Genomic DNA, 19,172 nt, shown 5'->3' on the forward strand with positions numbered 1-19,172 from the left:
GTATTTATCTTCTGCCTAAATCAGACCATGCCTAATAAGCAAACAGAATAAAAATGAAGTATAAAATTTCTCGTCATGCACAGACAGAGATGGAGCGGAGAAATATATCTCAAGCTTTAGTTGAATCTGTTCTTAATGCTCCTGGGCAAGTAGTATTAGAAAAGGAAGGCAGAAAAATATACCAATCAAAAATTGACTTTGGTAGTGGGAAAACATTCCTGCTGCGCGTTATCGTAGTAGATGATATTGACCCAGCAGCTATAATAACCGTATATAAAACTAGTAAGATTGAAAAATACTGGAGAGAAATATGAAAATTACCTATGACCCCGAAGTAGATATATTAAGAATTATATTGAGTGATGTACCCATAGAAGATAGTGACGAAGAAAAGCCAGGGGTAATTTTAGATTACGACGAAGATGGAAATATTATCGGGCTAGAAATATTAGACGCTTCCAAAAGAATCGATAATCCACGTTCCCTAGAGTATTCGATTTCTACATAATAGAGGTTGGAGATTATTATACCAATTTGAAAAAAGAATGCGACAGATGCATTTGTAGGGGTGGGGTTCCCCGCCCTTTATGTCACTCAGCTTGATTATGGTTCGTTTGAGCCTGTAATTGTTGAACTTGCTCGACAGTTAAACCTGTGACACGGACAATTAATGCGATCGCAACTCCTTCATTGAGCATATTTGTTGCAATCTCCTGAGCTTTTTGTTCAATACCTTGTTCAAGCCCTTGTTCAAGCCCTTGTTCTAATCCTTGTGCAAGCCCTTCTTGCAGAATATCTTGATAAATTACAGATTCGCGCATCATATTACTCAGTTTGAGTATCTTCTGTTTGAGCCTGTAATTTTTGAACCTGCTCGACAGTTAAACCTGTGATATCAACAATGATTTCCAGATTGATACCTTTACTAATCATTCTAATGGCAATCTCTTGAGCTTTTTGTTCAATACCCTGTTCAATACCCTGTTCAAGCCCTTGTTCTAATCCTTGTTCAAGCCCTTGTGCAAGCCCTTCTTGCAGAATATCTTGATAAATTACAGATTCGCGCATCATATCACTCCGCAATATTCTTTTAATCACGTCTTTATTTAATACTAACCCAGCCAACACTGCTGTTGATGCAGCAATATTACTGCGGATTCGGGTGTCGTTGAGTGCTTCAATAACTTGAGCAACTTCTTCTAAAGTTCGGGTTTGATCGTTGGTTTGACTTAAAGCTGCAAACGGTAGCAAACCCGGAGAATTCAAAAATACTTCGGTTGGCTGTTCCCAAAGTCGGATGACTTCAAATCTGTGCAGGCTGTTTTCTAGAACAAATTCTGTTTGATAAACTAATTCAGAATCAGTTGGTTTTAGATAAATTACCACCTGACGCATTCGCTTATGGGGAAATTTTCTATATGCCCGCAAGCGATAATCATTCATCCGAAAGGGAATATCGGCTTTAGGTGAGGTTTGGAATTCGAGATGGAGGACAATTTCATCAGACTGCAACAAAATTAGTGCATCGGCGCGGATGGGTTCGAGGGATAATTCAGAAGGACTCAGTTGTGTGAGAGTTATTGGTTCACCGAGTAGCCAAGTTGCAAAGTCGCTGGAAAATGACTCTGCGAGAAACTTGCAGACATTATCAAACATAGAGCAGATTATATCAGTTTAATAACAGACCGTAGCGATTTGAAAAAAGAATGCGACAGATGCATTTGTAGATGTGGGGTTCCCCGCCCTTTATGTCACTCAGCTTGATTACCGCGAGTTTGAGCCTGTAATTGTTGAACTTGCTCGACAGTCAAACCTGTGACACGGATAATTAATGCGATCGCAACTCCTTCATTGAGCATATTTGTTGCAATCTCCTAAGCTTTTTCTTCAAAAACCGTCTAAGCGACTGGCTCGACTTTCCGATGAATCCCTCACTAATTAATCCTGCATTCTTCTTCAACCTTCCCGCACCATCCAAACCAACATTCCTAATAGTATTTCCACTGGTGGAACGGCATAATCATTCAAATCAATACTCAGTGTTTGCCCTTCTAATTTCAAAAATCGCCAAAAGAGCGATCGCCTTTTCTTACCCAGAAGTAGATAGAGTTCAGGGAGGAGAGCATTTTTTGCACTAAGCAAATATAACTTGCACAGAGACGTAAAAGACACAGAAAGAAACTCTCTGCATTCTCTCCGCCTCTGGGATTATTTTTATCTTGGGCGTCCCAATGTAGTGATATATAGAACAGCTTCATCAGCAGGAATACCCAAAACTTCATTTACTTGGTCATCAAAGAATCCACCGATCCCGCTGACGCCTACATTCAAGTGCATTGCGGCTAAATTCAGGCGCTGTCCCAAATGGCCGGCATCCATATGTAAGTAACGGTAAACGCGATCGCCATATTGTGCGATCGCAGCTTTCAGATCGGCAGTATGAAACAACACCGCTGCTGCATCCCGCCCTAATTCTTGTCCCAAACAGAGAAAGTGTAACTCTCGCCGAAAGTTTTTAAACCGAATTTGGCGTAATTCTTGGGCTTTGGGCGCGTAATAGTAACAACCCGCCTCCAATCCTTGAACTCCGCAAACAGCAATGAATGTTTCTATTAAATTCAGATCAAAGTAGTCTGGAGAAATATCTAAACTTTGGTCGATGTAATTTTGCGGTTGGTAAGTGAAATCGAGTAAACTTTTCAATTCATCGAAGGTTAAATCATCACCATTGTAGGCGCGGGTAGAACGTCGCTTGTACATAGTGATTTCCAGTTCTGACAGCTTTTGTCCCCAGTCTATAGGTGCAGTGGTGGTGGGAATTTTCAAACAGAAAGGAAAATTGTATTTATCCTCCAAAGATTTTTCTTGTTTAATAGTTGGTAGATTGAGATTGCCAGTTATACCTGATTGGATCTGGGTGTGTCGATGGAAATATGTCAGCAATTCGCCATCGGGGATTTGGGGATAACTGGTTTCGGTGGCGGAAGGTAAAGCAGTACATCCCAATGGCAAATTTTGATTGACATCTAACAAGTCTGCCAGAGGTAAGATAGCGATCGCACCTTCTTGTTGCGGATCGATATAAAGCAGATCGTTGATCGATTCATCCACAAAACCGCCGATTAAATGGGGGCGATAGTCAGTAATCGCACTAGCCAATTCGATATTTCCCAATAGGTGTCCCGTATCTAGAAAAATCCGGCGGTAAGCCCGATCTTCATAGCGCCACGCAGAACGGTAGAATACCGCAGTGACAATAATTGCAAGTTGGGTATTTTCTAGGGAAGGATGCCATAAACAAGCTGCTTGGAGAGTTTGCCAAACATCACTTTCCCAATAATGCATTAGAGAATGAGTCCGACACTGGTAGTTATACAGACCGGGCGGCAATAACGATGTGCCACGGGAAACCACATAGACTTCGGCAGGGTATAATCCGCCTGCACTGGGAGCAGCCCGTAAATACACCGCACTACCCATAGAAGGCATTCTCGCCGTCAATCCATAGCTGCGAAACAGCAGGCGCGAGAGTCTTTGCCACCATTGAGCATCTGGGTTATTAGCAAATGCCTCTGGTTTTTCTTGGATATAGGGTTTGAGATCAAAAGTAGAGCCAATTTTGTACTCTTTGAAGGGCACTGGCTGTTTAGCCCAGTCTAACCGCTGATTTTTGGAGGCGAGAGTCTCAGGGTTGTATTTAGTCCGTTCGTGATAATGCTGGGCAATTGATTGGTGTAATTCTGGCATAAGTAGTTTTAATATCCTTGGGGCATCCTTTTTTTGATCTTGGCATTCATTAGCCTCATTATTTCGTGTCAATTGGTACAATCCTCATAGTCACAAAGTGGTATTTGGTAACAACTGAATTGGGCATTGGGCATTGGGCATTGGGCATCTGGTGAAAAAGAATGTAGAGACGTAGCACTGCTACGTCTCTACAAGGATTCTGGATGACGCATATTTAATTTCACCCGATGTCTAATATTTTTCACAACCGTCTAACTGCAATTTCCAACCCTTCACATACACCGCTCAGAAAATCTAAATCCAAAGTAGCGATCGCATCACTAGGTTTGTGATAATGTGGATTTCGCAAGAATGCCGTATCTGTCACCATCATTGCTGGATAACCCAAATCCCAGAATGGTGCATGATCGCTAAGTCTGGTTTGGGGAAATATTAAACCTCGATTCGGCACGGGTAGCCATTGACTAGATACGCCAGCTTTGCGAATATTACGGCTCATGCCAATTAAGTCAGGCAATGTTCGCAAATTCCCAATTAAAGCAATAAAATCTCCTGTATCTGGATAGAAGCGTTCCAGAGGAGAAGGGTAACTTTGGGAACCTGGTGTAGAATCCTTATAGCCTAGCATTTCTAGGGAGATCATTAAACGTAGCTGTTGCTTTTGTTGATGCAACAGGGCTGCATAGTCAGCGCTACCCAGTAAGCCGTATTCTTCCATATCGAAAGCAACCAGCCTTAAGGGATATCTTACAGCTTGGGCAACAAACTTTCTGGCCAATTCCAGCAACACCGCCACACCTGTAGCATTATCATCAGCCCCTGGTGTTCCCGGAACGGTATCATAATGAGCGCCAATTAAGATAGGTGGCAAATCCTTTTTTTGCCCTCTAGTTTGGGAGGGTAAATTTAATATCAAGTTATTACAAGCTTTGCCTCTGACTTCAAAGGTGTGGATTTCCACACTCCCCCATTGGGAAAATTGCTGGCGGATATATTCTTGGACAAAAAAATGTCCAGCCGTTGCCATGTAAGGATCGCGTTCTCGCGCGATCGCACTCAGGGAAGTTTGTAATCGCTCTGTTAAATTCAAATTTTTAAAGTAGTGGCAATAATATGAGAATTTTCAGGCACTCAAAAAAGCAGAGCAAGCATTATTAAGGTGAATTTATCAACTTCCAGATAGCGTAAACAGAAGTAGGCGGATAACAAGAATTGAGGCTGCTTAGGCACACCAACCATCTCAATGCTATCCTAGTCTTGCAACTATCTCCTCTAGCTGCACTTCTTAGCTTACTGCCTTAATTTAATGATGACTATTATACCATTGGGGTGTTTTTATCCTGTGGCACAAAGCTAGAGGTAGTTCCGCCCAATCATAATAAATATATAAGACACTTTAGGAGAAGAGTAACGCATGGGCAAGGTAGTCGGCATCGACTTGGGTACAACCAACTCAGTAGTCGCCGTTATGGAGGGTGGCAAGCCGGTGGTGATTGCCAATGCAGAAGGAATGCGAACAACCCCCTCCGTAGTTGGCTTTAGCAAAGAAGGTGAAAGGGTGGTTGGGCAAATGGCACGGCGACAAACCGTCCTCAATCCCCAAAATACCTTTTTCGCAGTTAAACGCTTCATTGGGCGGAAGTATGGCGAACTTAACCCAGATTCCAAGCGTGTACCCTACACTATTCGCAAAGACGAAGTAGGTAATATTAAAATTGCCTGTCCCCGTCTCAATAAAGATTTCGCCCCAGAAGAAATTTCGGCAATGGTGCTGAAGAAATTGGCCGACGATGCTAGCCGCTACTTGGGTGAACCAGTCACAGGGGCAGTAATTACAGTACCCGCCTATTTTAACGATTCTCAACGGCAGGCAACCCGCGATGCTGGCAGAATTGCTGGTTTAGAGGTGCTGCGGATTCTCAATGAACCGACTGCTGCATCTTTGGCTTATGGATTGGATCGGGGTGATACGGAAACTATCTTAGTATTTGATTTGGGTGGTGGCACCTTTGACGTGTCGATTTTAGACGTTGGTGATGGCATATTTGAAGTCAAAGCTACCAGTGGAGATACGCAACTTGGTGGTAATGACTTTGACAAAAAAATCGTAGATTGGTTAGCAGAGCAATTTCTGGAAACAGAAGAGGTAGACTTAAGACGCGATCGCCAAGCTTTGCAACGTCTGATGGAAGCGGCGGAAAAAGCCAAAATTGAGCTTTCTGCTGTCAGCGTCACCGATATTAACTTACCCTTCATCACCGCCACGGAAGATGGCCCCAAACATCTGGAAACTCGTCTAACTCGTTCCCAGTTTGAAGGTTTGTGTGGTGATTTGGTGGGGCGATTACGGACGCCAGTGAAACGAGCGCTCAAAGATGCCGGACTTTCACCTAGAGATATTGAAGAAGTTGTATTAGTTGGCGGTTCTACACGAATGCCAATGGTGAAGCAGCTAGTACGGGACTTGATTGGCACAGAACCCAACGAAAACGTCAACCCCGATGAAGTGGTGGGAGTGGGTGCAGCAATTCAAGCAGGAATTCTCGCCGGCGAACTCAAAGATGTGCTGCTTTTGGATGTTACACCCCTTTCTTTAGGATTGGAAACCATCGGCGGCGTGATGAAAAAACTCATTCCCCGCAACACCACCATCCCAGTCCGCCGTTCTGACATTTTTTCCACGTCTGAAAATAACCAAAATACTGTGGAAATTCACGTAGTTCAGGGTGAACGGGAAATGGCAGCAAACAACAAGTCTTTAGGACGGTTCAAGCTGTATGGCATCCCACCAGCGCCACGAGGAATTCCCCAAGTTCAGGTGTCACTTGATATTGATGCTAACGGTATTTTACAGGTAACAGCCCTAGATAGAACCACTGGACGAGAGCAGAGTATCACCATCCAGGGCGCTTCCACCTTGAACGAGTCGGAAGTGAATCGGATGATTCAAGACGCTCAAAAATACGCCGATGTCGATCGCGAACGTAAAGAAAGAATAGAAAAGCGGACTCGTTCTGAGGCGTTGATTTTCCAAGCAGAACGCCAACTTAGAGAAGTAGCGCTGGAATTTGGTATGCAGTTTGCCCGCAGCCGCCGCCAAAGAATTGATAATATTTGCCGAGACCTAAAAGAGAGTCTTAAGGAAAATAGCGATCGCGGTATTGATCAAGCCTACGCCGACTTGCAAGATGCTCTCTATGAGCTAAACCGAGAAGTCCGCCAGTCTTATGCTGAAGACGAAGACGACGATTTGTTTGGTACTATCCGCGACATCTTTACTGGCGGTGATAAAGATAAAGAACGCGAACCTATGCGAGAGACATATCGAGAACGCGACTCATACAGTAAGGACTATGGCAGAGATTACGGTAAAGACTATGGCGGCAAAGACTATAGCCGAGACAGTCGTTCTTCCTCCTATGACAGCCGTCCTCCACGCAAATCGCGTCCCAGCTACCAAGATAACTGGGATGAAGAAGAAGACAATGATTGGTTGTAGTACTTTTAATAAAAGTTAGAAGTTAGGAGAGAGAAGTGAGGAGTTAAAAATTAAATCTTTCAACTCCTAACTCCTCTTTCCTCTTTCCTAACTTCTAATTAATCCAAAATCTAAAATCTAAAATTTAAATCACTGACTATGCAAAATTTGCCGAACTTTCGCGATTACTACGAGATTTTGGGAGTATCTAAAGATGCCTCTGGTGAGGAAATTAAAAAGGTTTATCGGCGATTAGCAAGACAATATCACCCCGATCTCAATCCGGGTAACAAAGAATCTGAGGAAAAATTTAAGGATATCGGCGAGGCTTATGAAGTCCTTTCAGATCCAGCCAAGCGATCGCAGTACGACCAGTTTAGCCGCTACTGGAAGCAAAAAGGCTTTGCGGGCAACAAACAAGTGCCAAAGGCTAAAACTTGGCAGAGTAACCAAGGCGATCGCAACGTTAATCAGGAGGTAGATCCAAGCCAATTTTCCGACTTTGAAAGCTTTATTAATCAAGTTATCGGCGTCAAAAATAAGAATGGGGCAAATAACTCTAGTAATGGTAATAGCGATCCGTTTCGTTCCCCCAGAACAAAAGTTGCCTATACCGTTAACACCCCACCTCGCACCACCCGTCGGGATATAGAAGCCAGATTAACACTCCCACTAGAAAAAGCTTATCAAGGTGGTAATGAACGCATTCGTTTGGAAGATGGGCGATCGCTAGAAGTGAATATGCCTCCAGGTATGGTAACAGGTCAAACCATCCGTTTGCGGAACCAAGGCGTTGGTGGTGGCGACCTCTACTTAAAAATTACTGTTGAGCCTCATCCATTATTTAAGTTAGAAGGTTTAAATATAGTCTGCCAAGTCCCAGTTACTCCCAGCGAGGCAGTTTTAGGAGGACAGGTAGAGGCACCGACTCTTGACGGGCCTGTGAAAATGACCACCCCTCCCGGAGTTAGGTCTGGTCAAAAATTTCGACTAGGAAATAAAGGCTATCCCAGTGATGACGGGAAACGTGGCGATCAATTAGTAGAAATTCAAATAGTCACACCGAAAAATATTAGTCAAGAAGAACGGGAACTTTACGAAAAGTTACGGCAAATTGAAACCTTTAAACCCCGTGCTGACTTACTAGGTTAGGGCTGCTTGAGTAGAAATGCGAAATCGACTCATAGAGAATCGCTGTTAGCCAAATTTTGCTGTCCTCGTACTTTAATATCCGCAAAAAAAGCTGAAAGTGACTCCTGATTATATTCAGTATAGTGACCGCTATCAAGTTGCTTAATACCAATGTCAATCTGACTGCGTAACGCTTCTAACTTGAGTTTTTGCAGTTCTTCCTCAAGGCGCTGGAGTTCATCTATCATCTGCTGAAACGCTTGTGCCTCATGCACCACAACCTCAGCTTTCCCATTCACAGTTAGTACAAGCGGGGATTTTGTGGACTTTATCCGCTCTACGTATTCCTTAGCATTGCGCTTGAAGTCGGTAAGAGTTTGAATATTTTTGAGATTAATTTTGATCTGCATCGCATCTAATTAAATGCTTTATAAAATATTTTATCAGATGCTAGACCTGCTGTGTCTTCTTCTGTCTTCTGCAATTCATAAAGGATTTAAAATATAAAAAATATCTTTGAGCAAAGTGACTCAAACAGGCGTGAATCACAACCGGGCAATGCCACAAAGCAGTAAACTAACTTATTACTCCCTGCTAGGACTGCATCCCTCGGCATCGGTAATCGACATTCGTCGCGCTTATCGACAACTGAGCAAACGCTATCATCCTGATACTACAGACTTGCCGACTGCGATCGCCACTCCCAAATTTCAGCAAATCAACGAAGCCTACGCCACCCTTAGTCATCCAGAACGCCGATTAAGCTACGATTTAAAAATTGGCTATTCCCGCTTTGGAGTGATTCAACCACCCCCTGATTTGAATCATCCCGTCTCGCGTTCCGATGACTTGTCAAAATCAGCTTACCTCGATGCGAGCGATCGCCCCCTTTCATCTGGCGAAATCTTTGCTTTATTTATGCTGGTGTTAACATTTGTAGGTTGTCTGTTATTAGCAGTTGCCATCGGCTTAACTCGTGGCGAGGCTGCTTTCCAAACCCATTTGCTACAGCCAACTCCATCTGTACAACAGCACATTATCCATGTGTCGCAACCAATTACCCCTATGGTAATTAACAATAAAAAAATTTCCTAATCCAAAATCCCAAATCCAAAATCCAAAATTCCTATGCCTCTTCTTCCCTCTGATACCCCCCTATATAATCATCCCCTGCCACAAATTGAACAGTGGCTAAAAGACCAAGGCTGTCAACAAGACGAAACACAGAGGCATTGCTGGCATGTGCAGCGGCCTAGTTGGCAAGCTGAATTATGGCTCGACGTTGAGCAAATCGTAGTGCGATATGTCCAATCAGGGGAAAATGGACAAGATATCCAACGTTCATTTAAATATTCTCTGAGTCGGGATGATGTAGAACAAGCCGTGTTTTCAGGGCCATAAGAAAGTGCGAAGTACTGTTCACCGTAAATTTAGACCAACTTATAGGAAGTTTAGCTATTAGATAAAACTTCCTATATTTTTACTCTTGTTATGGGGTTATTTTGGGGTCATACTATACTATAGACAATTTAGATAAAATTAAAATGAAAATAAAATTTTCAGATGTGAAAATAGGTGATAACTTTACCCACGAACTACTAGATAGAGTCATGATAAAACTAAATGATGAGGCTTATGGTTTTAGTATGTCAAATGCAAAAAATATAAAAGAAAATCATAAAGATCTTCAAAAGGTATTTATAGCTAAAATTGAACCTAATACACCACTAGCAGAAACATTAGTAGATGTTAAAGAATGGTAAAGGATACTCGCATAAAGGTTAATAAATGTCTGAAAATCAAATAACCACAATTGATAAATGCTTTGACATAATAATGAATCCTGTCAAGTTTAAAGATATTAAACCCGGTAATATATTTGTCAAAGTTGAAAATGAAATAACATATAATAAAAATCTCATTGTAAAAATAGATGAGAAACATGGTTTTATCATTGAAATGGAAACAACAGGGATATTTGAAGACTCATGTGAAGTATATCTTGTAAAAATGAAGAGTACAACAAATAAACTTTTAGAAAAACTTAATGAACCATTTGAAAAAGCTATTACAAGAATTAGACTTGCAACTAACCAATCAAGAGGTAGTTTGATAGAAGAAGCTATAGGATATTTAGTTATTAAATACAAAATCAATAACTAATATAATGAATACTTGACCTTAGTAAATCTCTAAGTTGCTAAATCAAAGTTGAATAGCCAGCGATCACCGATCGTGTAGTGCGATCACCCATCTTTTGAGTTGAGGTGCGTGCGTTATGACTGCTGAATGCGATCGCCAGCCTTGTCTTCACTCTCCATCAAGGACACACCATTCTTCCAAAGCTCATACTCGCTAAGATCAATCTCCTCATTCCACACAATCCCATAGCCCCCTTGCTCGACCTTAAAGTTCTTAAAAAAAGCAGGTTGTCGAAGTGGAGAAAACATTGGAGTATCTAAGAGATGACGAACATCGTATTTTTTCACCTCTTGATTGGTAAATTCAATGACTAGAGTAGTATCATCGATTGCTTTGGCTTGATGAATTCGGGGATACTTCATACTGCTTCTAACCTAAATTTACTTTAAGGGAGGTAGTTTACGAAACTCCTGGGTATTCCACATTTGCAACATATCTTGCTGGTATAAATTGGCCCACTCTAGGACTAGCTTTTGGGCGCGATTTGGCAAATCTCCTTCAATGATTTCAAGTGATTCAATGCTGACTAACGCATTATACTCGCCATAGATTGCATGAAAATGAGGGGGAGGGTGATCGCCAAAGAACACTTTAATCACAATTCCATAGAACCGTGCAACCTCTGGCATAACGACATCTAACAAATACTTAACCCGTTTATTCTACCAAAATGCGTAGTTTACCGCCGCAGGCATCGCCGATCTTGTAGCATCGCTAAGACATCCGACGAAAGTGGCAGATGCACTATTTTATACTTTCCCAAACCGCCGCTCCCGTTGCTGGTAGGCAGACAAGGCGCGGTGAAACTCAGCCCGGTCAAAATCGGGCCAGAGAGTATCGCTGATGTAAATTTCCCCATAAGCCATTTGCCAGAGCAGGAAATTTGAGAGGCGCATTTCTCCACTTGTGCGGATTAACAAATCTGGGTCAGTAATTCCTGCTGTGTACAAATGGCTTTCAAAGACTTGTTCATTAATTTCATCAGGTTGTAGCAAACCTTGCTGAACTTCCTTGGCGATCGCCTGACAAGCTTGTAAAATTTCTTGTCGTCCGCCATAATTAGTTGCTACCGAAAACCGGATACCGCGATTATCCTTAGTTTCTGCCATTGAACGGGATATTTCTTGTTGGAGCGATCGTGGTAGGTCTTGCAAATTCCCCACAAACTTAATTTGAACATTCTCTTCCACCATTTCCCGCAGTTCTTGGCGCAAAACTCTTTGAAACAAAGTCATCAAAAAATCCACTTCTTCCTGCGGTCTTTTCCAATTCTCTGTCGAGAAAGCATAAGCTGTCAGCGCCTGAATTCCCCAATCTTGACAACAGCGAAGTAAATCCTTGAGAGCATCTACTCCTCGCTTATGACCCATAATCCGGGGTAGACCCTGACGTTTAGCCCATCGACCATTGCCATCCATAATTACCGCAACGTGCTGCGGCAATAGTTCTCGTTTTAAGTCAGTAGGCAAATCTTGCAGTTTAGTTTGTTGTGCTGTCATTTTTTATCTCGAGAAGCGGTCGATGGTAATCTGAGTAAACGTGAAGCCAGTGCTAGTGCCTTCCCACCCATCTGACGAACAAAACTCAACAGACCAGGAGCAACAGCTTCCCTATCCCCGGTTGGGGACAAAAGAGCCTCTAATGACTCTTTCAGCTTCTTAATCGTCAACGGTCTATTTAGGGTTCCCCGTTCCGCTAAGGAAATGGAACCCGTTTCTTCCGATACAACGACACAAATGCAATTTTCGACCCGCTCAGTAATTCCCATTGCCGCCCGGTGGCGTGTTCCCAACTGGCGCGAGGCTGTGCGTCCCGAAAGTGGTAAAATTATACCCGACGACACGATCCGTGAGCCACGAATCAATGTCGCTCCATCGTGTAACAAAGTTTTCGGCTGAAAAATTGTCTGGATCAGTTCTTTAGAAACTTCCGCATTTAGCTTTACTCCTGGCACAGAAAAATCTCGCTCATCAATTGGCCCTGTGGTTTCCACAATTAGTAAAGCTCCAATGCGGTTTTTTGACAATTCTTTAACAGCCTCGACAATTTCATCAATTACACTATCAGATTTAGGGATTGCCAGACGGTCGGGTTGAAACAACTGGCGGAATTCGCCACGCCCCAATTGCTCCAAAAACCGCCGAAACTCTAACTGTAGAGCAACTGCCATCGCCACAGCACAACCAATCACCAATTTTTCCAGTACAAAACTTAGCAGAGGTAGTCCTAATCTGCCACTTAGCGCTGAGGCTAGCATTAAGATAATGAATCCCCGCACCATCCACAGTGTCCGGCGCTCACTAATGATAACTAGTATCATGTATGTCAGCGCCAGCACTAACACAATATCCAGAGTCCCAAGTAGCAAGGACTGTGACCATCCTAGGTTTATCAGCCATTGCTTCCACCAATCTCTCATGACATCTGGATTACACTTTTGCCTCTAATTACAGTTAGTCATTAGTTATTAGTCATTAGTTCCTGGCTAATGAACGCCACTTGCTTTAACTCTGGGAACCAGAGCAACGCAGTGGCTCCCAATGACCAAGAGAGAAGTCTGAGCGGAGGCTTCCTCCGTTGGCGCAGCCCGCCGTAGGCATCAGAACTTCGGGGACAAATGACTATTTTTTCAGTCTTTCTGGTAGGCGATCTTGTCGAATTAAGTCTTGATAAGTTTCACGTTGCAAAATTAAATTTGCTTCGCCATTCGCCACTACAACTGCTGCCGGTCGGGGCAAGCGGTTGTAGTTAGATGCCATACTGTAATTGTACGCACCAGTTCCCATAACTACCAGAATATCTCCTGGTTCAGTCTTTGGGAGTAGGGCATTTTTAATCAGAATATCTCCTGATTCACAATGTTTACCAGCAATTGTGACTGTTTGGGTTAAGGGAGAAGACATTTTATTGGCAACGACTGCCCGATAAACTGATTGGTAAGTAATCGGGCGCGGATTGTCAGACATTCCTCCATCAATTGCCACGTAGGTACGAATTTCTGGGATAACTTTGGATGAACCAACAGTATAGGCAGTAACGCAAGCTGTAGCAATTAGCGATCGCCCTGGTTCACTCAATAACTTCGGCAAAGGCAGATTTTCGGCTGCACAAGCTTCTTGGATCACTTCACAAATCGCCTTCACCCACTCTTCAATGCTGGGGGGATCATCTGATTCTGTATACTTAATCCCTAAACCGCCACCAACATTTAACTCTGTAATATTTAAACCATACTTCGCGGCATCCCGCAGCCACTGCACCATGACAGCCGCCAAATCTTGATGCGGTTGGCGCTCAAAAATTTGGGAACCAATATGAGCGTGTACTCCTACGCAATTAAGGGCAGATTGTTGACTGACAAAGGTAAAAACTTCATCTAAATCATTGGGATCAAAGCCAAATTTGCTATCTAAGTGTCCCGTGCGGATATATTCGTGGGTGTGGCACTCGATACCAGGAGTTAGCCGTAGCATGATGCGGATTGATTGAGCAGGTTGGGCTATTTCCACAAGGGTACGTAACTCATACCAGTTATCCGCCACAATGGTGACACCAGACTCGATCGCTAAAATTAGTTCTTCACGAGATTTATTATTGCCGTGAAGGTAGATTTTATTGGGACTAACACCCGCTTGCAGAGCGGTGTAAAGTTCCCCCCCGGAGACTACATCGATTCCTAAGCCCTCAGAGGCAGCGATCGCACAAACTGCTAAACAATTCCAAGCTTTTGAGGCATACAATACTTGAGATTCGCCCTTGTAGTATTGCTTGAAAGCATCTCGGTATTGCTGACAAGCCGAACGCAGGGTTTCTTCATCTAAAATATATAAAGGTGAACCAAACTGCTTAACTAGGGTTGTAACATCACACCCACCAATTTCCAGGAGGTCATGATCATGAACTCTGGCAGTCAAGGGTAAAAGTTCTTGATTAGGCGATGGATTTGGATTGGTGTCACGCCTTTGAGGTAAATATTGACTTCCAGAATGTTGAACCCCAGTGGGGTGAGTCGATACCATAATTATAAAAGTTTTCCTTGTTCAAATTACGGGCTTTGAATTATTCTCCCGATTCCCAGTTTACAAAGCGTTTGTAACGTTATTCAATAAATGTGATCTCATTAGACTTAGAAATTCAATTACTGACTCCAAAGCATCTAAGTGCATTATTGGAACTGGATCAAGCCTGTTTTGGCGGTCTATGGACAATGGAGGGCTACCAACGAGAGTTGGACAGTCCCAACAGCGATCTGTTGGGTTTATTTTCCCCTGTCTCTAATTCGAGACTGCTGGGAATGGGTTGCTTTTGGTCAATTTTAGAGGAAGCCCACATTACAATTTTGGCGGTTCATCCCCAATATCACCGTCAAGGAATGGGTGCGGCTTTATTATATTCACTTCTCAAGACAGCTTGCGATCGCAAAATGGAGCGAGCTACCCTCGAAGTGCGAGCTTCTAACTTGGGGGCTATATCTTTATATCAAAAATTTGGCTTCAAAACAGCTGGGCGGCGGCGGCGTTACTACCAAGATAACGATGAGGACGCGCTGATTCTTTGGCTCCCAGATTTACAATACCCCAAATTTCAAGCAACTTTAGACCAGTGGCGTTCCATGATCAGCGATCGCCTGGACAAATCCTCTTGGCACTTGCTTTTTAAGTAGTTGCGGATTATTAATTTGGAATTAGGGGCTGACAAATAAAAAAATACCCCACAAGATTGGATAATTTATTTGTTGGAAATCCCTTATTGGGGCTTGTGATCAGCTTCAGCAAAAAAATGCAACTTTGCTGCGCCTAATTATATTTAAATATTTTATATAAAAAGGTTATCTAATAATATAAACTTATATAAAAATATTTTTGCTTGACATTAAAAAATACATCTGTTAAATATAAGTGTTTGGGATTGAGTAAAGAAACTCTTAATGTAAGCAGTCAGCTATTTGTAATAAATCCCAAAAACGCTGGTGAACTAAAGCTCCTCAGTACACTAGCCAGACAAAAGTAGTCAATAGTTAACAATAAGCCCATCAACCCAAGTCATAGCTTCAGGATGTCTATAATCTGTTATACAGGCATCCAAAAGCTTTGCCTGTGCTAAAATCAGCATACCGGCACGACCGCAGGTGATGGGAAAAATGCCATGTTTGAACGCTTCACAGAAAAAGCCATTAAGGTAATCATGCTGGCCCAAGAAGAGGCCCGCCGTTTAGGTCACAACTTTGTCGGAACTGAGCAGATCCTCTTGGGTCTGATTGGCGAAGGCACTGGTGTGGCTGCCAAGGTGCTGAAATCAATGGGCGTCAATCTCAAAGATGCCCGAATTGAAGTTGAAAAAATTATAGGACGGGGATCAGGCTTTGTTGCCGTGGAAATTCCGTTTACGCCACGGGCAAAGCGAGTTCTAGAACTCTCCTTGGAAGAAGCACGCCAACTGGGGCATAACTACATTGGTACCGAGCATCTGCTGTTGGGCCTAATCCGCGAAGGGGAAGGCGTAGCAGCCAGGGTGCTAGAAAACCTCGGTGTGGATCTATCTAAGGTAAGAACCCAAGTCATCCGCATGTTGGGAGAAACTGCCGAAGTTTCACCAGGCGGTTCATCCGGGCGCACAAAAACCCCGACTCTGGATGAATTTGGCTCAAACCTGACCCAGATGGCAATGGACAATAAGCTCGATCCAGTGGTGGGACGCGCCAAGGAAATTGAGCGGGTGATCCAGATATTGGGTCGCCGAACTAAAAATAACCCAGTACTGATTGGGGAACCAGGGGTTGGTAAAACTGCGATCGCTGAAGGTTTAGCTTCACGCATTGCCACTAAAGATATCCCTGACATCCTCGAAGATAAACGCGTCGTCACCCTGGACATTGGTTTGCTGGTAGCAGGAACCAAGTATCGGGGTGAATTTGAAGAACGCTTGAAAAAAATCATGGATGAAATCCGCTCTGCGGGTAATGTCATTCTCGTGATTGATGAGGTACACACCTTAATTGGTGCGGGTGCAGCCGAAGGTGCCATTGACGCAGCGAATATCCTCAAGCCAGCTTTGGCCAGGGGTGAGTTGCAGTGCATCGGCGCTACAACCCTAGATGAATACCGGAAGCACATCGAGCGAGATGCAGCACTGGAGCGGCGTTTCCAACCAGTGATGGTTGGCGAACCCACAGTTGATGAAACAATTGAAATTTTGTATGGTCTGCGCGAACGCTACGAGCAACACCATAAACTGAAAATCTCCGACGAAGCATTGGTAGCGGCGGCGAAATTATCAGATCGTTACATTAGCGATCGCTTCCTCCCAGATAAAGCCATCGACTTAGTTGATGAAGCTGGTTCTAGGGTGCGCTTGATTAACTCCCAGCTGCCACCCGCAGCCAAAGAGTTAGACAAAGAGCTGCGTCAGATATTAAAAGAAAAAGATGACGCGGTGCGTTCTCAAGACTTTGACAAAGCTGGAGAACTGCGCGATCGCGAGATGGAAATCAAAGCCGAAATCCGCGCGATCGCTCAAAGCAAGACCAATGCAACTGGCACTGAAGGTGAAGAACCTGTAGTTACAGAAGAAGACATTGCCCACATTGTCGCTTCCTGGACTGGGGTACCGGTGAGCAAACTCACCGAATCGGAATCTGAAAAGCTGCTGCACATGGAAGACACCTTGCATCAGCGTTTAATTGGTCAAGATGAAGCTGTGAGAGCAGTTTCACGGGCAATTCGTCGCGCTCGTGTCGGTTTAAAAAATCCCAATCGACCCATAGCTAGCTTTGTCTTCTCTGGGCCGACTGGTGTAGGTAAAACCGAGTTGGCGAAGTCCTTGGCTGCATACTTCTTCGGTTCCGAAGAAGCGATGATCCGCTTAGATATGTCGGAATACATGGAGCGTCACACCGTCAGCAAGCTGATTGGTTCGCCTCCAGGTTATGTTGGTTATAACGAAGGTGGTCAGCTGACCGAAGCCGTGCGGCGGCGTCCTTACACCGTGGTGTTGTTCGACGAAATCGAAAAAGCACACCCCGATGTATTTAATATGCTGCTGCAAATTTTGGAAGACGGTCGGTTAACCGATGCCAAAGGTCGCACGGTAGACTTCAAGAACACCTTGCTGATTTTAACTTCCAATATTGGTTCTAAGGTAATTGAAAAAGGCGGTAGTGGTATCGGCTTTGAATTCTCCGAAGATGCCAGCGAGTCAACTTACAACCGGATTCGCTCTTTGGTGAACGAAGAATTGAAGCAATACTTCCGTCCAGAGTTCCTCAACCGACTCGATGAAATTATCGTCTTCCGTCAGTTGAGCAAGCCGGAGGTAACACAAATCGCCGAAATTATGCTCAAGGAAGTATTTGGTCGTCTGACAGAAAAAGGTATCACCTTAGAAGTCACCGATCGCTTCAAGGATCGCTTGATCACTGAAGGTTACAGTCCCAGCTACGGCGCAAGACCATTACGTCGGGCGATTATGCGCCTGTTAGAGGATAGCCTAGCAGAAGAAATTCTGTCTGGTCGCATTAAAGATGGCGATACTGCGATCGTTGATGTCGATGAAAATGGCGTTGTGCAAGTTAGTTCTGAACAGCGTCGGGAATTGTTACCCCAAGGTGTTGAGTAAAATTTAGGGTTTGGGATTTAAATCTCAAATGAAAAATTAGCAAACGGTAGAGTATTTATTACTCTACCGTTTTTTTGTTGTCAAATGAATTAGGGCATAATGCCATTTTATTAAACAAGGGCTACTTATATATGAATTACCTTAAATATTTAGATTTCTGTTAGCTTCATTCAATAGTTGTAACATGATTACTTTCAGCACATCTAATTGTAGAGTTACCATCTGATGATTCTTACTATCTCCCTGATTTAAAAACAAAGCTGCCGATATTTCAAAATCTTTGATAGCTTCTTCATATCTATTTAATTTTTGATATATCACTGCTCTCCTCTGATAAACATAACCAGCAAGTTCTGGAGCGACAGTAAGTGCATTATAAAAATCATCAAATGTTTTTTCAAACTCTCCTAAACCTCTATAAGCGTTCCCTCTATTGATATACAGATATCCTAATGGTATAAGTTTGCCTTGAGGATCAAGTTCCTGTGCTTTATCAAAATTATTTACACATGCCTGCCAGTTTTTTTCATTAGATTGATCATGAGCTAGATTGTAGTAATATGCAGCGTCCATACTTCCTTTAGGAGATTTAACTAAGAGATATAAACTTCACGATTATTTCAACAGTACGATACAATTGCAACTTTTTCCACAGTAATACTACTATGGTGAACGAAGCTATAAAGAATTACCAACCGCACCACTGGGGATGGGAAGTAGTCAAAACCTGATCGCTCTAATTCCCAATGCTCAACCTAAAAACACAGATATTGAAATTGGGGTAAAAGTAAAGATGAGTATGAACCAATTAAAGGTAGGCTTTTAGCGGCAGAATTAGTCTAAGTTAGTAGAGAGTTTTTAGAGAATATGATTGATTTACGTAATACACAAGATTGTTCTTTTGTACAGTGCGTAAGTCCTAAATTTTTAACATATTTTACGGTAGAGTATTTATTGCTCTACGTTTTTATTTAATGAGGTTTTTGGACATCATAAATTA

General features: G+C 43.1%; 22 protein-coding genes. 10 read left to right on the forward strand and 12 right to left on the reverse strand.

What is annotated here, in order from left to right; genetic code table 11:
- Positions 1 to 53: 53 nt before the first annotated feature.
- Entirely contained in the window at positions 54 to 314 is a 261-nt protein-coding gene (locus HWQ41_RS15445; protein ID WP_292764242.1) for a DUF4258 domain-containing protein, read from the forward strand.
- Positions 311 to 508 carry a DUF2283 domain-containing protein gene (locus HWQ41_RS15450; protein ID WP_190884775.1) on the forward strand — a complete coding sequence of 66 codons (198 nt, stop codon included), beginning with the start codon at positions 311 to 313 and terminating at the stop codon, positions 506 to 508. The genes HWQ41_RS15445 and HWQ41_RS15450 overlap by 4 nt, the downstream gene beginning before the upstream one ends.
- An 82-nt stretch (positions 509 to 590) precedes the next feature.
- Here HWQ41_RS15450 and HWQ41_RS15455 read toward each other — a convergent pair whose 3' ends face one another.
- The 5 genes from HWQ41_RS15455 to HWQ41_RS15475 all read right to left on the reverse strand — a co-directional run bounded on the left by HWQ41_RS15455 (position 591) and on the right by HWQ41_RS15475 (position 4,837).
- Entirely contained in the window at positions 591 to 824 is a 234-nt protein-coding gene (locus tag HWQ41_RS15455; protein ID WP_292764246.1) for a hypothetical protein, read from the reverse strand.
- Between the two features lies 1 nt (position 825).
- A complete protein-coding gene (locus HWQ41_RS15460; protein ID WP_292764250.1) occupies positions 826 to 1,656 on the reverse strand; it encodes an Rpn family recombination-promoting nuclease/putative transposase in 831 nt (276 codons plus the stop codon).
- 300 nt (positions 1,657 to 1,956) lie between these two features.
- Positions 1,957 to 2,142, reverse strand: coding sequence for a hypothetical protein (locus HWQ41_RS15465; protein ID WP_292764353.1), 186 nt, complete (start codon positions 2,140 to 2,142; stop codon positions 1,957 to 1,959).
- A gap of 72 nt (positions 2,143 to 2,214) precedes the next feature.
- Positions 2,215 to 3,747: a SagB/ThcOx family dehydrogenase gene (locus tag HWQ41_RS15470; protein ID WP_292764253.1), complete on the reverse strand. Its 1,533-nt coding sequence runs from the start codon at positions 3,745 to 3,747 to the stop codon at positions 2,215 to 2,217.
- 241 nt (positions 3,748 to 3,988) lie between these two features.
- Complete coding sequence (locus HWQ41_RS15475) at positions 3,989 to 4,837, reverse strand: M28 family peptidase (protein WP_292764255.1); 849 nt, start codon at positions 4,835 to 4,837, stop codon at positions 3,989 to 3,991.
- Positions 4,838 to 5,161: 324 nt separating this feature from the next.
- Here HWQ41_RS15475 and dnaK point away from each other — a divergent pair, with 324 nt between their 5' ends.
- Positions 5,162 to 7,246 (forward strand): molecular chaperone DnaK, encoded by a 2,085-nt coding sequence (gene dnaK / locus HWQ41_RS15480; protein ID WP_292764258.1) that lies wholly within the window; start codon positions 5,162 to 5,164, stop codon positions 7,244 to 7,246.
- A 138-nt stretch (positions 7,247 to 7,384) separates the two neighbouring features.
- Complete coding sequence (locus tag HWQ41_RS15485) at positions 7,385 to 8,377, forward strand: J domain-containing protein (RefSeq protein WP_292764261.1); 993 nt, start codon at positions 7,385 to 7,387, stop codon at positions 8,375 to 8,377.
- A 29-nt stretch (positions 8,378 to 8,406) separates the two neighbouring features.
- Here the strand turns inward: HWQ41_RS15485 and HWQ41_RS15490 are convergent, their stop codons facing one another.
- Entirely contained in the window at positions 8,407 to 8,766 is a 360-nt protein-coding gene (locus HWQ41_RS15490; protein WP_292764264.1) for a type II toxin-antitoxin system Phd/YefM family antitoxin, read from the reverse strand.
- Between the two features lie 148 nt (positions 8,767 to 8,914).
- Here HWQ41_RS15490 and HWQ41_RS15495 point away from each other — a divergent pair, with 148 nt between their 5' ends.
- The 4 genes from HWQ41_RS15495 to HWQ41_RS15510 all read left to right on the forward strand — a co-directional run bounded on the left by HWQ41_RS15495 (position 8,915) and on the right by HWQ41_RS15510 (position 10,519).
- Positions 8,915 to 9,451: a J domain-containing protein gene (locus tag HWQ41_RS15495; protein WP_292764340.1), complete on the forward strand. Its 537-nt coding sequence runs from the start codon at positions 8,915 to 8,917 to the stop codon at positions 9,449 to 9,451.
- Between the two features lie 33 nt (positions 9,452 to 9,484).
- On the forward strand, positions 9,485 to 9,757 hold the full coding sequence (locus HWQ41_RS15500) for a DUF3143 domain-containing protein (RefSeq protein WP_292764267.1): 273 nt from the start codon (positions 9,485 to 9,487) through the stop codon (positions 9,755 to 9,757).
- Between the two features lie 143 nt (positions 9,758 to 9,900).
- Positions 9,901 to 10,119, forward strand: coding sequence for a hypothetical protein (locus tag HWQ41_RS15505; RefSeq protein WP_292764270.1), 219 nt, complete (start codon positions 9,901 to 9,903; stop codon positions 10,117 to 10,119).
- Positions 10,120 to 10,144: 25 nt separating this feature from the next.
- Positions 10,145 to 10,519, forward strand: a complete 375-nt coding sequence (locus HWQ41_RS15510; protein ID WP_292764272.1) for a hypothetical protein — start codon at positions 10,145 to 10,147, stop codon at positions 10,517 to 10,519.
- A gap of 113 nt (positions 10,520 to 10,632) precedes the next feature.
- On the opposite strand, the gene HWQ41_RS15515 is transcribed toward HWQ41_RS15510, so the two are convergent.
- The 5 genes from HWQ41_RS15515 to lysA all read right to left on the reverse strand — a co-directional run bounded on the left by HWQ41_RS15515 (position 10,633) and on the right by lysA (position 14,577).
- Positions 10,633 to 10,920, reverse strand: a complete 288-nt coding sequence (locus tag HWQ41_RS15515; RefSeq protein ID WP_292764274.1) for a DUF2442 domain-containing protein — start codon at positions 10,918 to 10,920, stop codon at positions 10,633 to 10,635.
- Positions 10,921 to 10,938: 18 nt separating this feature from the next.
- A complete protein-coding gene (locus tag HWQ41_RS15520) occupies positions 10,939 to 11,187 on the reverse strand; it encodes a DUF4160 domain-containing protein (protein ID WP_292764276.1) in 249 nt (82 codons plus the stop codon).
- A gap of 120 nt (positions 11,188 to 11,307) precedes the next feature.
- On the reverse strand, positions 11,308 to 12,057 hold the full coding sequence (locus HWQ41_RS15525; RefSeq protein WP_292764278.1) for an isoprenyl transferase: 750 nt from the start codon (positions 12,055 to 12,057) through the stop codon (positions 11,308 to 11,310).
- Positions 12,054 to 12,977, reverse strand: a complete 924-nt coding sequence (cdaA, locus tag HWQ41_RS15530; RefSeq protein WP_292764280.1) for a diadenylate cyclase CdaA — start codon at positions 12,975 to 12,977, stop codon at positions 12,054 to 12,056. The genes HWQ41_RS15525 and cdaA overlap by 4 nt, the downstream gene beginning before the upstream one ends.
- 202 nt (positions 12,978 to 13,179) lie before the next feature.
- Positions 13,180 to 14,577, reverse strand: a complete 1,398-nt coding sequence (gene lysA, locus HWQ41_RS15535) for a diaminopimelate decarboxylase (RefSeq protein ID WP_292764282.1) — start codon at positions 14,575 to 14,577, stop codon at positions 13,180 to 13,182.
- A gap of 92 nt (positions 14,578 to 14,669) precedes the next feature.
- On the opposite strand from lysA, the gene rimI reads away from it, so the two are divergent.
- Positions 14,670 to 15,221 (forward strand): ribosomal protein S18-alanine N-acetyltransferase, encoded by a 552-nt coding sequence (gene rimI / locus HWQ41_RS15540; protein WP_292764284.1) that lies wholly within the window; start codon positions 14,670 to 14,672, stop codon positions 15,219 to 15,221.
- Between the two features lie 482 nt (positions 15,222 to 15,703).
- Positions 15,704 to 18,172, forward strand: a complete 2,469-nt coding sequence (locus HWQ41_RS15545; protein ID WP_292764286.1) for an ATP-dependent Clp protease ATP-binding subunit — start codon at positions 15,704 to 15,706, stop codon at positions 18,170 to 18,172.
- Between the two features lie 141 nt (positions 18,173 to 18,313).
- On the opposite strand, the gene HWQ41_RS15550 is transcribed toward HWQ41_RS15545, so the two are convergent.
- Positions 18,314 to 18,745, reverse strand: coding sequence for a hypothetical protein (locus HWQ41_RS15550; protein ID WP_292764288.1), 432 nt, complete (start codon positions 18,743 to 18,745; stop codon positions 18,314 to 18,316).
- Positions 18,746 to 19,172: the final 427 nt, after the last annotated feature.

The sequence above is a fragment of the Nostoc sp. NOS(2021) genome (assembly GCF_017115025.1).
Classification (GTDB): Bacteria; Cyanobacteriota; Cyanobacteriia; order Cyanobacteriales; family Nostocaceae; genus Nostoc.